The sequence below is a fragment of the Burkholderia semiarida genome (assembly GCF_029268935.1).
Taxonomy (GTDB): Bacteria; Pseudomonadota; Gammaproteobacteria; order Burkholderiales; family Burkholderiaceae; genus Burkholderia; species Burkholderia semiarida.
The window spans coordinates 189,984-203,309 of the sequence record NZ_JAHLCL010000001.1 but is presented as its reverse complement, the minus strand read 5'-3'; the positions used below and the strand labels follow the sequence as shown (position 1 = coordinate 203,309).

The following is a 13,326-nucleotide window of genomic DNA, read 5'->3' as shown; positions in this document are numbered from 1 at the left end:
CCTGTGAAGGTGGGAGCGTTCGTGAGTTCGTCTGGCGGTGCCCGGGTGTCGTCCCGCCACGGGACGGTCCGCGATGCTTGCGCGTTCGGGGCGTCGGCCGCGTGTCGCGGCGGTGCGCGCATCGCGGCCGGCGCGGCGCTCAGTCTAGGGAGGCCGCATGACGTCGACGTGATGAAGAAATGACATTGCATGTCGCGAACGCGACGTTGCATGCACAACGATTCATTCGAGCGCTTTGCGAGCTTGAAAACGGTAATAAATTACCGATCGCCGAGGGGCGGCCGGTCAGAATTTTCCGGATTCCGCGCGCGCGGTGCGAAGGCGTTTCGTTGCGGATGCAACCTGACGGACACGGCGTGACCCCGTGTTTCAAATGCGTGAAATCGGCTAAGCTCGATGCATTGCCGCGCGCGTGCGCGGTCCGCGCCATCGGCGCGACTTTTCGGACCCGGCCCACCCATGACCGATATCAGGATCCGGCACAGCGAGACGCACGACGTCGACGCGATCCGGCAGATCGCCGCGCACCCCGCGGTGTACATGAATACGTTGCTGCAGCCGTTTCCGTCGCTCGAAAAATGGCAGAAGCGGCTCGACGACATACGCGCGCACGGCGTGAGCCTCGTCGCCGAAATCGACGGCACGGTGGTCGGCCATCTCGGCCTGCGTCCCGAGCCGAATCCCCGCAGGCGGCACGCGGCGGCGCTCGGCATGATGGTCGACGCGGCCCGTCACGGGCATGGCATCGGCGGCCGGCTGCTCGCGGCCGCGATCGATCTCGCGGAGAACTGGCTGAACATCACGCGCGTCGAGCTGACCGTGTTCACCGACAACCGCGCGGCGATCGCGCTCTACGAGAAACACGGTTTCCGCATCGAGGGCGAATCGCCGGATTACGCATTGCGCGACGGCGTGCATGCGTCCGTGTATCACATGGCCCGGATCAGGGCGCGGCAATGAAGGGCCGGCCGTCGCGGACGTGACGGCACGCGCGGCCGTGCAGCCGCGCTGCCGCGCGTCATATTCAATCGAGAATTCGTTCGTTTTCCTTCGGCTGTATCCGTCGTATCGTCGAAAGATTTGCCGGCCGATTCGGCCGGCTTCGTTTCTCCGTATCGATGCCTGCGCGGCGCGGCATGTCGGCCGACTTCATCGTCATCGCTTCACGGCCCTCGTTGCCTGCGCGGCATCGCCCTGAAACCGTCTTTTTCAACGGAATCCGCTTCGATGAAAACCGTTCTCCGCAATCTCACCGCCGCCTGCCTGTTCGCCGCCGCCGGTGCGGCGCTTGCCGCTGCCACGCCCGCGGCCGCGCCGGCGGCGAGCGCATCGCCCGACGGTGCGCATCTGCCGCCCGGTATCGCGTGGCAACACGGCGACGTCGATGCCGCATTCGCGCTCGCGAAGCGCGAGGGCAAGCCGCTGCTGCTGTACTGGGGCGCGGTATGGTGCCCGTCGTGCAACCAGGTGAAGTCGACGATCTTCAGCCAGCAGGCATTCAAGACGCGCTCGTCGTTCTTCGTGCCCGTGTATCTCGACGGCGATACCGAAAGCGCGCAGAAGCTCGGCGAGCGTTTCAAGGTGCACGGCTATCCGACGATGATCCTGTTCCGTCCCGACGGCACCGAAGTGACGCGGCTGCCGGGCGAGGCCGATCTCGACCGCTACATGCAGGCGCTGTCGCTCGGGATGACGGCCGCGCATCCGGTGCGGCAGACGCTCGCGACGGCGCTGAAGAACGGCGCGTCGCTGACGCCGGACGACTGGCGCCTGCTGGCCGACTATTCGTGGGATACCGACGGTGCGCTGCCGGTGCCGGCCGATCGTGTCGCCGAGACGCTGCAGTCGCTCGCGCAACGCGCACGGGCGGCTGGCGCGAAAGCCGAATCGGCGCGCTTCGCGTTGAAGTCGGCGGTGGTCGCCGCGTCGGACGACCCGACGCAGGCCGGTGCGCTCGACAAGGCTGCGCTGGCCGATTCGCTGCGCACGGTGCTGCACGATGCCGCGCTGTCGCGCGCCGATTCGGACGTGCTGGTCGCGGCCCCCGCGCGCGTGGTCGCGTATCTCGGCGGCGACGACGCGCAGCGCACCAAGTTGCGCGGCGCATACGACGCGGCGCTCGCGCGCCTGTCGACCGACACCACGCTATCGTCGATCGACCGGCTGATGGCGCTGCACGGCCGCGTGCTGCTCGCGCGCGGCGACGCGCGCAGCGGCACGTCGCCCGCCGCACCGGCGGCGCTGGCCGACACCGCACGCAAGCAGATCGCCGCGTCGGTGCAGGGCGCGGCGAACGCGTACGAGCGGCAGGCGCTCGTCAGCGAAGGCGCGGACACGCTGACCGACGCCGGCCTGTACGACGAATCGGATGCGTTGCTGAAGGCCGAGCTGCCGCGTTCGTCCACGCCGTACTACTTCATGTCGGGGCTGGCCGCGAACGCGAAGGCGCGCGGCGACAAGGCGGCCGCGCTCGACTGGTATCGCAAGGCGTACGACGCGGCGAGCGGGCCGGCGACGAAGCTGCGCTGGGGCGCGACTTACTTTGCGAATGCGGTGGAACTGGCGCCGAACGATTCGGCGCGCATCGAAGGGATTGCCGCCAGCGTGCTCGCACAGGCCGACAAGACCCGGGACGCGTTCTACGGCGCGAACCTGCGCGCGCTGACCAAGGTCGTCACGCAGTTGAACCGTTGGCGCGGCAGCGGCGCGCACGATGCGTCGGTCAGGTCGGTCGTTAAGCAGTTCGACGGCGTGTGCGGGAAGTTGCCGGCGGGCGATCCGCAGGCAGCGGCGTGCGCGAAGCTGATCCAGCCCGTGAAGGCGTAACGACGCGTCGACGGATCGTCGAGCGGGCGGGGCGAACGATTACCGGCCCGACTCCGACGATGCGCCGCGGTCGCTGCCGTATCCGGCGTCGTGCTCGCGGGCAATTTTCGCTTCGGCCGATACGATGCTGGCCGGATAGAACCAGTCGCTCGACTGGAAGCCGGCCTGCTTGAGCGCCTTGACTTCGGCGTGGACCTGCGCGCGCGTGAGCGGCTGGTTCGACTGGGCCTGTGCGGCGAACGGGGCCGAGACGGCCAGGGCGATGGCAACGGCTTGGAACAGGCGCTTCATGATCGGGACCTCCGCGATTCCGGTAATTCGCGGCGCTTCGTTCGTCGAAGCGCCGCGCGACGTTGGAACCAGTGTAGGCCGCGGCGGGCCCGGGAAAAATGCGATCGCGCCCAACGCAGTGTTTTGCTGCGGGTAACAATGGGCGCGTAAGGGGCGAGGTCGTGCAATGGCGCCGGGCAGCCGCCACGCGTGTGCAGGCGCGGCGGCGTGAATTTGACCTGATTCGGCGGGCAGGGAAATGAAGTCGGACCGGATGCGCATTCCGGAATTGATTCCGGCGCGCATGCGGTCCGATCTTGAAAGACGGGAAGGCGGCGCACGAAGCGCCGCCCTGATGCCAACGCTTACACGAGCCCCGTCGCGTAGTACACGGCGATCACGAAGAACACCGCGAGCGTCTTGATGACGGTGACCGCGAAGATGTCGCGATACGACTCGCGGTGCGTGAGGCCCGTGACCGCGAGCAGCGTGATGACCGCGCCGTTGTGCGGCAGCGTGTCCATGCCGCCGCTCGCCATCGCGACGACCCGGTGCAGCACGTCCATCGGGATGTTGGCGGCCTGCGCGCCCTTGATGAACAGGTCCGACATCGCGGCGAGCGCGATGCTCATGCCACCCGACGCCGAGCCCGTGATGCCGGCGAGCGAGCTGACCGACACGGCTGCGTTGACGAGCGGGTTCGGGATGCTCTTCAGCGCATCGCTGACGACGAGGAAGCCCGGCAGCGCGGCGATCACGCCGCCGAAGCCGTATTCCGACGCGGTGTTCATCGCGGCGAGCAGCGCGCCGGCGACGGCGGCCTTCGAGCCGGCCGCGAAGCGGTCGCTGACGCGCTTGAATGCCGTCAGCACCACCAGCACGATACCGAGCAGCAGCGCGGCCTCGACCGACCAGATCGCGACGACGGTCTTGATCGACGTCGTGACCGGCGCGTGCACGCCCGGCAGCACTTCCGGCGCGACCGTGTACGACGCGGCGCCGTACCACTGCGGGATCAGCTTCGTGAACGCGAAGTTCGACACGCCGACGAGGATCAGCGGCAGGATCGCCAGCGCGGGGTGCGGCAGCGCCTTCGCCTCGACGCGTTCCGGTTCGTTGACGAGCGACGTGCCGTAGCCTTCGCCCTTCGCCATTGCCGAACGGCGCCGCCATTCGAGATACGCGAGGCCGACGACGATGATGAACAGCGAGCCGATCGTGCCGAGCGCGGGCGCGGCCCAGGCGGTCGTCTTGAAGAACGTGGTCGGGATGATGTTCTGGATCTGCGGCGTGCCGGGCAGCGAATCCATCGTGAACGAGAACGCGCCGAGGGCGATCGCGCCGGGCATCAGCCGTTTCGGGATGTTGCTCTGGCGATAGAGTTCGGCCGCGAACGGATAGACCGCGAACACCACGACGAACAGCGAGACGCCGCCATAGGTGAGCAGCGCGCATACCGCGACGATCACTGCATTCGCGCGCGAGCGGCCGATGTAGCGGATCGCCGCGTGAACGATCGACTCGGAGAACCCGGACAGCTCGATCACCTTGCCGAACACGGCGCCGAGCATGAAGACCGGGAAATACAGTTTGACGAAGCCGACCATCTTCTCCATGAAGATGCCCGAGAAAACGGGTGCGACGGCGGCGGGTTCGGTCAGGAGCACCGCGCCGAGCGCGGCGATCGGCGCGAACAGGATCACGCTGTAGCCGCGATACGCGGCGAACATCAGGAACGCCAGCGCGGCGAGGACGATCACGAAAGACAAGGGAGTCTCCTAAAAGCTTGGAATGGCTTTGGTTGTTGTTCGATCGCGCGGTGCACCGCGGACCAACTCGGGTTGGTGCAGGTTTCGTGCCATCGGGCGCATTGCGCCGCCGGACATGGGCCCGCCGACGGCCGGCGGGCCCGCGCCGGCGTAAGTCTGACGATTCTACATAAAACGTCTCCATCGGGAGACGTTTCGGCCATCCGGCCGACCCTCGAAATCATGCAGGGCTTTCCCGGACAACGCATTGCGGGGTGTCTCCAGAGTGAGATAATCCGTCTCGTTTCAGAGACAATCTGGCCGACGATAAATGGAGACGACGACACGATGATGAACGACTGGGCCCGCCTGCCCGTCAACTACGGCGACGTGCTGCGGCGCGCCGCCGAGTCGCTGTTCCGGACTTTCGAGGATTCGAGTGCGGGCACGGTGGTCGTCGATCGCGAGGCGCGCGTCGTGTGGATGAACGAGCGTTACGCCGCACGCTTCGGTTTCGCCGATCCGCAGCAGGCCGTCGGCCTCGACTGCGAGGCCGTGATTCCGAACAGCCTGATGCGCGAGGTCGTGTCGACCGGGCAGCCGATCCTGCTCGACATCATGGAGACGGGCCGCGAACCGCTCGTCGTCACGCGCCTGCCGTTGAAGAACGAGGCCGGCGAGACGGTGGGCGCGATCGGCTTCGCGCTGTTCGACCAGTTGAAGACGCTCACGCCGATTTTTTCCCGCTACGCGCAGCTTCAGCAGCAACTGATCGCGACGCAGCGCTCGCTCGCGCAGGCGCGCCGCGCGAAATACACGTTCGCGAGCTTCGTCGGCACGAGCGCCGCGAGCCTCGAGACCAAGCGCCAGGCGCGTCGCGCGGCGCAAGTCGATTCGCCGGTGCTGCTGCTCGGCGAGACGGGCACCGGCAAGGAACTGCTCGCCCACGCGATTCACGCGGCGTCGGCGCGTGCGCTCCAGCCGCTCGTGACCGTCAACGTCGCGGCGATTCCCGACACGCTGCTCGAAACCGAATTCTTCGGTGCGGCGCCCGGCGCGTACACCGGCGCCGATCGCAAGGGGCGCGTCGGCAAGTTCGAGCTGGCCGATCGCGGCACGCTGTTTCTCGACGAGATCGGCGACATGCCGCTGCCGTTGCAGGGCAAGCTGCTGCGCGTGCTGCAGGACAAGGAGTTCGAGCCGGTCGGCTCGAACCGGATCGTGCGGGCGGACGTGCGCATCATCGCCGCCACGTCGGCCGACCTGCCGGCGCTCGTGGCAGCCGGGCGTTTTCGCGCGGATCTCTATTACCGGCTGAACGTGCTGACGATCCACGCGCCGCCGCTGCGCGAACGCGCATCCGACATCGCGGCGCTCGTCTATGCGACGCTCGAGGAACTGGCGGCCCAGCACGGGCGCGCCGCGCACTGCGAGCTGACCGACGATGCATTGCGGATGCTGTGCGCGTATCCGTGGCCGGGCAACGTGCGCGAGTTGCGCAATACGCTCGAACGCGCGCTGATGCTGTCGGACCGTTCGGTGATCGATGCGCGCGCGCTCGCACCGTTTCTCGGGCCGGTGCGCATCTCGCCGGACGGTGCGGCGCCGGCGCAGCGGATTGCCGCGGTGCCGGCCGAGCAGCGCGCGGGCGACGCGTTGACGACATCCGGTGCGCCGGCCGTTTCGTATGCCGATGCACTGGCGGCGTGGGAGCGCCAGTTCCTGACCGATGCGCTGGCGGCTTGTGACGGGAAGGTCGTTGAAGCGGCCGCGCGCATCGGCATCGGCCGCGCGACGCTGTACAAGAAACTGGCGGCGCTCGGTATCGCCCGGTAGGCCGATCGGCGACGCCGATGCGGCCCGATGTAACGCATCGAACAGGAGTCACGATGAAGCAGATCGGCATCGCGGGGTGGCTGACCATGTTGCTGGCGGGCGCCGCACTCGCGCAGGCCGGCAACACCGACACGCCCGACGCGCCCGACACGCGGCGCAACTGGTACAACGATCCGTTCGTCGCGCTGTCGCGGGACGTGGCCGAATGCCCGTTGCCGCTCGGCCCGTGGATGACGCGCGCGGAGATGACGGACGATGCGCACTACCGCGCCGAACGCGGCACGACCTGCTGGCTCGCCCATCGCTGCACGAAGCCGAACTCGTACATGTATGACGCGTCGATCGCCGATGCGGCGAAGGCGCACTTTGCCGGCTCCGATCGTCTGCGCGGCACGAGCCTGTGGATCACCGTGCAGCGACGTTTCATCTACGTCGAAGGATGCGCGGATACGGCATTCGATCGCCAGGCGCTGCAACGCGAATTCGAGGCGCTTCCGGACGTCGAGCAGGTTTTCATTCGCATCACCGACGATCCGCGCAAGCGCTTGCCGTACAAGGCGCGCGGGCAACCCGACCGCACGCCGGACTGACGGCCGAACGGCTGCCCATGGCATACTCGCGACATTCAAAAAAAGGTTGACGGGAACAACAATGAAACACATGCTTGCGTCGGTCTGTCGGTGGCCTCGGGCGGCCGTGATGCTGGTTCTGGTTGCCGGGCTCGGCGGGTGCGGTGGCGGTGCTCCGCTGTTCACTTCGGACGGGCGTCCGACCACGCAGGTGCAATGCACCGGCAGCGACTGGAGCAATTGCACGGACAATGCCCGGGCCATGTGCAACGGAGATTTCGACGTGATCCAGCAATCGACGGATGACGCCGTGCGAAATCTTCTCTTCGCATGCAAGAAGAAAAGCGGTTATTGATCCCGAAATGACCGGCTGAGGAGACCACGATCGGGCGAAGCGCTTTTCTGTTTGCTTGAGTCACTTGTTTTTCACGAATAACACTCACGGAGTCCCATCCATATGGCGACCTACAGGCAATTGACCGCGCAGCTCGAACGGCTTCAGCAAAAGATCGACAAGGAACGTGAAAAGGCGATCGCCGACGCGATCGCGACGATCCGCGCGAAAATCGACGAATACGACATCACGCCGGAAGAGCTCGGTTTTCGCCCGGCAGGAGCGGCGGCCGCCGCTGCCGCCGCGAAGCCCAGGCGCACCTTGCCGCCGAAGTACCTGAACCCGAAGACGGGCGAAACCTGGAGTGGCCGCGGGCGGGCGCCGGCATGGCTCGGCAAGAATCGCGGACGTTTCCTGATCAAGGACTGACTCCCGAAAATCCTCACCTTTCGCGTGTCGACCGACGGTGCGAATGGCCATGCGGCCTTCGCACCGTTTTGTTTTTGCGCGCGCGTCATGCGATTTTCCCCGACGGATTGAGGTGCGCCGCCGCGCAATTAACGGATACCGCTTTGCGAATTTGCCGCGATCCGACTGCATATCGCGGGGAATTTGCGTAAACAACCGCGTAATGGCGCAGCGCACGCGCATTGGCATTCGCCATTTTCGCGGTGCATGCATGACGCGGATTTTCATCACCGTTCGCGTGGTGGCGCGGTATGTCGTGCGATTCCCGAAGATACTCACCATGGCTCCTGTAAATCCTCACCTTTGAGAAAGCGGCTGCAGCGTCGTGCCGCGTTGCGTGCATCGTGCGAGCGGCGCTGCGATGCCGGGCCGCATGTGGTGCAGGCCCATGGTGCGGGCATTGACGTTCGTCGAATAGTCGGCCGTTCGGCATATAGGCAGTCGCGGGCGCTTCGCCTATGCTTGGAGTTCGCGTCGATCGGCGCATGGCCTGCCCGGCCGCATGCCGATCGTGTCGTCTTTCGTCACCGCAGGGAGCCGATGTGACCGTTCGCCATCTCGATGCATTGTTCCAGCCCAGGTCCGTTGCGGTCGTCGGCGCGTCATCGCGCGCGGGCAGTATCGGCGCGATGGTGTGGTCGCGCGTGCTCGACGGCGCGTTCCAGGGGCCCGTGTGGCCGGTCAACCCGAAATATCGCGAGCTGGACGGGCATGCGGTCGTCTCCGATGTCGACCGGTTGCCCGCGCCCCCGTCGGTTGCCGTGATCTGCACACCGCCCGCGACCTGGGCCGGCATCGTGCGCAAGCTCGGCGAGCTCGGCACGCGCGTCGCGGTGATCGTCGGCGAGGCGCGCACCGATGCCGATCGCGCCGCGGTCGATCGTACGCTGAAGGCGGCGAAGCCGTTCGTGCTCCGTATCGTCGGGCCCGGCAGCCTGGGCGTGTTGTCGCCCGCGCGGCATGCGCATTTCGGCGCGCCTGCGTATACGGCGCGATCGGGCGGCGTCGCGTGGGTGTCGCAATCGAATGCGTTGACGAACGCGGTGCTTGGCTGGGCCGATGCGCGCGGCCTCGGCTTTTCGCATGTCGTCGCGCTCGGCAGCGAATCCGACGTCGATGCGGGCGACGTACTCGACTATCTGGCAAGCGACCCCGGCACGCGCGCGATCCTGCTCGAACTCGATACCGTGCGCGCGGCGCGCAAGTTCATGTCGGCCGCGCGCGCGGCCGCACGCAACAAGCCGGTGCTCGCGTTGCGCACCGGCCGGGCCGACCCCGGCGACGCGCTGTACACGGCGGCGTTCCAGCGCGCGGGCATGGTGCGCGTCGATGCGCTCGACGATCTGCTCGACGAAATCGAGACGCTCGGCGTCGGCCGTGTCACCGCGCGTGGGGCGGCGACGCTCGTGACGAGCGACGCGGGCGTGGCGAAACTCGCGGTCGATGCGGTGGCCGAGGTGCGCGACGTACTGACAAACTGGTCGCCCGCGGCAACGTCGGCCGTTGCTGCCGCGCTGCCGCATCTCGCGGCACCCGGCAACCCGCTCACGTTGGGCGACGATGCGCGCCCCGAGCATTTTGCCGAGGCGATCAAGGCGCTCGCTCCGTTTCCGCAGACGGGCACGCTGTTCGTCGTTCATTCGACTTCGCACAGCGCGCCGGCCGATCGGGTCGCGCGCACGCTGATCGACTCGCGGCAATACGCGCATCGCGGCATCCTCGCGTGTTTCTTCGGCGCGGTCGACGCGGCGACGCGCGACGCGCTGCACGCGAACGGCATTCCGGTGCATACGACGCCGCAGCGGCTCGCACGCGCGTATGCGCGTCTCGTCGACTACAACCTCGGGCGCCAACTGCTGATGCAGACGCCGGAAGGCGCGCCGCTGCAGCCGGCCGAGTGCGTGGCATCGGCCCAGGCCGATGCGCGCCGCATGGTCGAAGCCGGTCAGCATGAACTGGCCGGCGAAGCCGCGCTGCGCTGGCTGTCCCGTTTCGGTCTGCAGGGCGAGCAGCCCGACGAGCCGGCCGGCAAGAAAATCGTCGATATCACGGTCGACATGTACGACGATTCGAACTTCGGTCCGGTGTTTCGCTATGCCGTGCCGCCCGCGGACGGTGTATCGGCGCCGTTCGTCGTCTACGGCCTGCCGCCGCTGAACACCGTGCTCGCCCGCGCGGTGATGGAGCGCTCGCCGTATGCGCGCAGCACGCCCGTCGAGCCCACGCTCGATGCGCTGACTGCGCTGTCGCAGGCCGTTTGCGACGTGCGTGAAGTCGTGGCGATGTCGGTCACGCTGCGCGTGCTGTCCGACCGCGCATGGGTAATCGCGCCGCGCATCACGCTGGCTTCGGGGCGCAGCCGGCTCGCGATCATGCCGTATCCGCGGCACCTCGAGCAGACGCTCGAGTGGCACGGCGAGACGGTGACGATCCGCCCGATCCGTCCGGAGGACGAAGCCGCGCACAACGAACTGCTCGGTGCGATGACGCCGGAAGATCTGCGGATGCGTTTCTTCGGCGCGGTGCGCAGCTTCGATCATTCGCAGGTGGCGCGCATGACGCAGATCGACTACGACCGCGAGATGGCTTTCATCGTGTCGTTTACCGATGTGTCCGGGCGCGACCACACGCTCGCGGTGGTGCGCGCGGTGGCCGATCCCGACAACGAGACGGCGGAGTTCGCGATCGCGGTGCGGCCCGACCAGAAGGGCAAGGGGCTCGGTCGGCTGATGATGACCCGCATCATCGACTACGCACGCTCGCGCGGCACCGCCTGGATGGTCGGCGAGGCGCTGCGCGAGAATTCGGCGATGATCTCGCTCGCGAAATCGTGCGGTTTCGAGGTGTCGACGACGGAGGAGCCCGGTGTCGTGGGTTTCAGGATGAAGTTGCAGCCGTAGGCGTCGGTCCGCGCCCCGACGCTGAAGGGTGAGCGCATGGCGTCGAGGCAGCAATGTTTCGCCATGCCGGAATTTCGATCAGGAATGCAAAGAAGTCGAAAAATCATCCCGGATGAAGCGCTTGCCAACGTGTCGAGCCTGTCGATCGCGGCGATATCGCGAGGCACGGATGAGGTCGGGAGATGCGCACCAGCGTGCTGCGATATTCGTCTTGCGCCGCCGTTTCAAGCGATGTGCTCGCAAATATTCGCGGCCATATGCCGGCCTCGCGGATTCAAAGCCATCACGAAGGTGAGACAGGTGAGATTTTTCGGGAGCAGTGAGGGAGCTTTTCCGGGACAGCGTGGTGAGCCGATACGGGAGCATTCGGTGAGCTTTCCCGGGAACGGCCGGTGAGCACCTGCGGGAGGTGCCGGTGAGCCTTTCCGGGGCGCTTCGGTGAGCACTTGCGGGAGCAATCGGTGAGGATGTTCGGGAGGTGTCAGTCAGCGTCTCGGGGCGCCTTGGGTGAGGTTTTCCGGGAGGCGGTGGTGAGGGCTTGCAGGATGCCGAGGTGAGCTTTTTCGGGAGCATGCGAATGCACGGCTCCCGCGGGCGCGGCGCCGGCCAATGCCGGCGTCACGCGCGGGTGCAGGCACGCAGGAAGCGTGCCCGCGATGACATTCACGCAGTGAGTTTCGACGCCGCGTCGTTCACCTGATCGCGCGAAATCGCGAGTTCCTCGAGGTGCGGATCGGCATAGACGGCGCCGGTTTCGCGCTCGAGGCGGGCGATCGTCAGCGCACAGCGCGCGGTGTCTTTCGGCATCGCGATGAAGCGCTTGACCGATTCGCCGGACGTGAACGCATCGAAGAGTGCGCCGCGCACGTCGTCCGGAAGTGTCTTGGTCCACTGGTACGGCTTGCCGTTGAACGTGATCGACGGCGGCAGCGTGCGTTCCTTCTTGGTCGCCGTGATGAGCCCGTAGGTGCGGGCCGCGTCGCCGATCTGCTCGGGCGAGAAGAGTTCGTCAGGCGTGATGTCGAACTGCTCGATGTAGTTCTCGATCGCCTGCATCGCGGCGGCGCGATCGTCGCGCTTCTTCTGTGCGCGCGCGACGATATCGCGCAGCTCGTCCGCTTCCTCGGGCGTGATCGTGAAGCTTGCCTGCTTCTGCTGAAGTTCGGAGAAACGCTGGAATTCTTGATCGTTCAGAAGTTTGGCCATGACATCCATCGGACACGACGGCCGCGACAACCGGCCGCCGTAGTTTTTGAGAGGGCCGCTATTCTAGCGTAGCGCCGCGGGCGCCCGATGCGACATCGCGCATCGGCCACCGCACGGGCGCCGCGCGCAACCGGAGCCGGCGCCGCTTCGCGTTGCCCGGTGCGCGTGGCCGGCTATCCCGCGCGTCAGCAGGTCTCGGTGCGGCACATCGACAGATGGGCGGCCGTGTCGCGCAGTGCGCCGACGACCACGTCGACGGACGGCGCCATGTGCGCATCGATCCGGCGCATGTACGGGCAGGTCAGCACCGCGATTGCATGGCCGGCCGGCCCGAGGATCGGCACGGTCAGGTCGGTCACGCCGTACGCCTGGCGGCTGTCCTGGCGCAGATAGCCGGACTGCCGGATCGACTGGCACGCAGTCGCGAGCTCCTGTTCGTTCAGCGGCGCCTCGCCCTTGACCTTGCGGTGCTCGGCCAGCATGTGCGCGCGTTGCTCGGCGCCCTGGAACGCCAGCATCATGCGCCCCGACGCCGTATCGGCGAGCCCGACGCGCGAGCCGAGCCGGACCGACACGCCCCACGGCCCGGGCCCGTCCACCTGGGCGATCACGAGCAGGTTGCCGCGATCGTAGACGGACAGGTGGCACGACTGCTCCGCGGCATCGGCGAAGCGCTGCATCGGCGGCAGCGCCTCGGCGATCAGCCGGTTCATCGGCGGATGCCGGTGTGCAAGCGCGAACAGCTTGAGGCTGAGCGTGTAGCGATCGCCGCCGGTCGAACGCATCACGTAGCGGCGCGCGACGAGGCGTTCGAGCATCCGGTAGATTTCGCTCGCGTTACGGCCGAGCTCCTTCGTGATTTCGGTGCGGGTGAGTCCTTCCTTCTGCTCGGACAGGAGTTCGAGAATGTCGAGGCCCTTGTCGAGCGCGGGGGCGCGATAGCGTTCGATAGCGGCCATCGATTCCCGTGCGTCGCAGCCGGGAAGCGGGTCGTTGGTTGTCTGCATTGTCGGTGTGAGGTTGGGGGATTACTCGATCGATTGGCGACGCACGCTGGCCGGTTCTGCACGTGTAGAGGGCGGCCCCGCGGATGGCGATGAAAGCCATCCGTACGAGCTTAGCAATAAACATACAGTGTGCAATGCAGCGTCTTTTTACTGATCATTACC

At 66.9% G+C, this 13,326-nt stretch carries 11 protein-coding genes; 7 read left to right on the top strand and 4 right to left on the bottom strand.

What is annotated here, in order from left to right:
• Window positions 1-459: 459 nt before the first annotated feature.
• A complete protein-coding gene (locus tag KPB06_RS00950; RefSeq protein ID WP_059581756.1) occupies window positions 460-960 on the top strand; it encodes a GNAT family N-acetyltransferase in 501 nt (166 codons plus the stop codon).
• Between the two features lie 267 nt (window positions 961-1,227).
• Window positions 1,228-2,826, top strand: a complete 1,599-nt coding sequence (locus tag KPB06_RS00945) for a thioredoxin family protein (RefSeq protein WP_104013304.1) — start codon at window positions 1,228-1,230, stop codon at window positions 2,824-2,826.
• Window positions 2,827-2,865: 39 nt separating this feature from the next.
• On the opposite strand, the gene KPB06_RS00940 is transcribed toward KPB06_RS00945, so the two are convergent.
• Both KPB06_RS00940 and KPB06_RS00935 read right to left on the bottom strand, forming a co-directional pair.
• Window positions 2,866-3,117, bottom strand: a complete 252-nt coding sequence (locus tag KPB06_RS00940; RefSeq protein ID WP_059582185.1) for a DUF4148 domain-containing protein — start codon at window positions 3,115-3,117, stop codon at window positions 2,866-2,868.
• Window positions 3,118-3,461: 344 nt separating this feature from the next.
• Window positions 3,462-4,865 (bottom strand): GntP family permease, encoded by a 1,404-nt coding sequence (locus KPB06_RS00935; RefSeq protein WP_059581760.1) that lies wholly within the window; start codon window positions 4,863-4,865, stop codon window positions 3,462-3,464.
• A 327-nt stretch (window positions 4,866-5,192) separates the two neighbouring features.
• Between KPB06_RS00935 and KPB06_RS00930 the strand changes: the two genes are divergently transcribed.
• The 5 genes from KPB06_RS00930 (at window position 5,193) to KPB06_RS00910 (ending at window position 10,951) form a co-directional block, all read left to right on the top strand.
• Window positions 5,193-6,680, top strand: a complete 1,488-nt coding sequence (locus KPB06_RS00930) for a sigma-54 interaction domain-containing protein (RefSeq protein WP_059581763.1) — start codon at window positions 5,193-5,195, stop codon at window positions 6,678-6,680.
• Window positions 6,681-6,733: 53 nt separating this feature from the next.
• Window positions 6,734-7,270, top strand: a complete 537-nt coding sequence (locus tag KPB06_RS00925; protein WP_059581764.1) for a BON domain-containing protein — start codon at window positions 6,734-6,736, stop codon at window positions 7,268-7,270.
• Window positions 7,271-7,331: 61 nt separating this feature from the next.
• Complete coding sequence (locus KPB06_RS00920; protein WP_059608900.1) at window positions 7,332-7,604, top strand: hypothetical protein; 273 nt, start codon at window positions 7,332-7,334, stop codon at window positions 7,602-7,604.
• A gap of 102 nt (window positions 7,605-7,706) precedes the next feature.
• The gene (locus KPB06_RS00915; RefSeq protein WP_059581767.1) at window positions 7,707-8,012 is read left to right on the top strand and encodes an H-NS histone family protein; all 306 of its coding nucleotides are present in this window, start codon (window positions 7,707-7,709) and stop codon (window positions 8,010-8,012) included.
• A 581-nt stretch (window positions 8,013-8,593) separates the two neighbouring features.
• Window positions 8,594-10,951: a bifunctional acetate--CoA ligase family protein/GNAT family N-acetyltransferase gene (locus KPB06_RS00910; protein WP_059581770.1), complete on the top strand. Its 2,358-nt coding sequence runs from the start codon at window positions 8,594-8,596 to the stop codon at window positions 10,949-10,951.
• A gap of 663 nt (window positions 10,952-11,614) precedes the next feature.
• Here the strand turns inward: KPB06_RS00910 and KPB06_RS00905 are convergent.
• Both KPB06_RS00905 and KPB06_RS00900 read right to left on the bottom strand, forming a co-directional pair.
• Entirely contained in the window at window positions 11,615-12,166 is a 552-nt protein-coding gene (locus tag KPB06_RS00905) for a hypothetical protein (RefSeq protein ID WP_059581772.1), read from the bottom strand.
• Window positions 12,167-12,342: 176 nt separating this feature from the next.
• The gene (locus KPB06_RS00900) at window positions 12,343-13,164 is read right to left on the bottom strand and encodes an IclR family transcriptional regulator (RefSeq protein ID WP_059581775.1); all 822 of its coding nucleotides are present in this window, start codon (window positions 13,162-13,164) and stop codon (window positions 12,343-12,345) included.
• Window positions 13,165-13,326: the final 162 nt, after the last annotated feature.

Coding starts and splice junctions, on each gene's coding strand:
- KPB06_RS00950 (WP_059581756.1), top strand. CDS start 460: ATGACCGATATCAGGATCCGGCACAGCGAGACGCACGACGTCGACGCG.
- KPB06_RS00945 (WP_104013304.1), top strand. CDS start 1,228: ATGAAAACCGTTCTCCGCAATCTCACCGCCGCCTGCCTGTTCGCCGCC.
- KPB06_RS00940 (WP_059582185.1), bottom strand. CDS start 3,117: ATGAAGCGCCTGTTCCAAGCCGTTGCCATCGCCCTGGCCGTCTCGGCC.
- KPB06_RS00930 (WP_059581763.1), top strand. CDS start 5,193: ATGATGAACGACTGGGCCCGCCTGCCCGTCAACTACGGCGACGTGCTG.
- KPB06_RS00925 (WP_059581764.1), top strand. CDS start 6,734: ATGAAGCAGATCGGCATCGCGGGGTGGCTGACCATGTTGCTGGCGGGC.
- KPB06_RS00920 (WP_059608900.1), top strand. CDS start 7,332: ATGAAACACATGCTTGCGTCGGTCTGTCGGTGGCCTCGGGCGGCCGTG.
- KPB06_RS00915 (WP_059581767.1), top strand. CDS start 7,707: ATGGCGACCTACAGGCAATTGACCGCGCAGCTCGAACGGCTTCAGCAA.
- KPB06_RS00905 (WP_059581772.1), bottom strand. CDS start 12,166: ATGGATGTCATGGCCAAACTTCTGAACGATCAAGAATTCCAGCGTTTC.
- KPB06_RS00900 (WP_059581775.1), bottom strand. CDS start 13,164: ATGCAGACAACCAACGACCCGCTTCCCGGCTGCGACGCACGGGAATCG.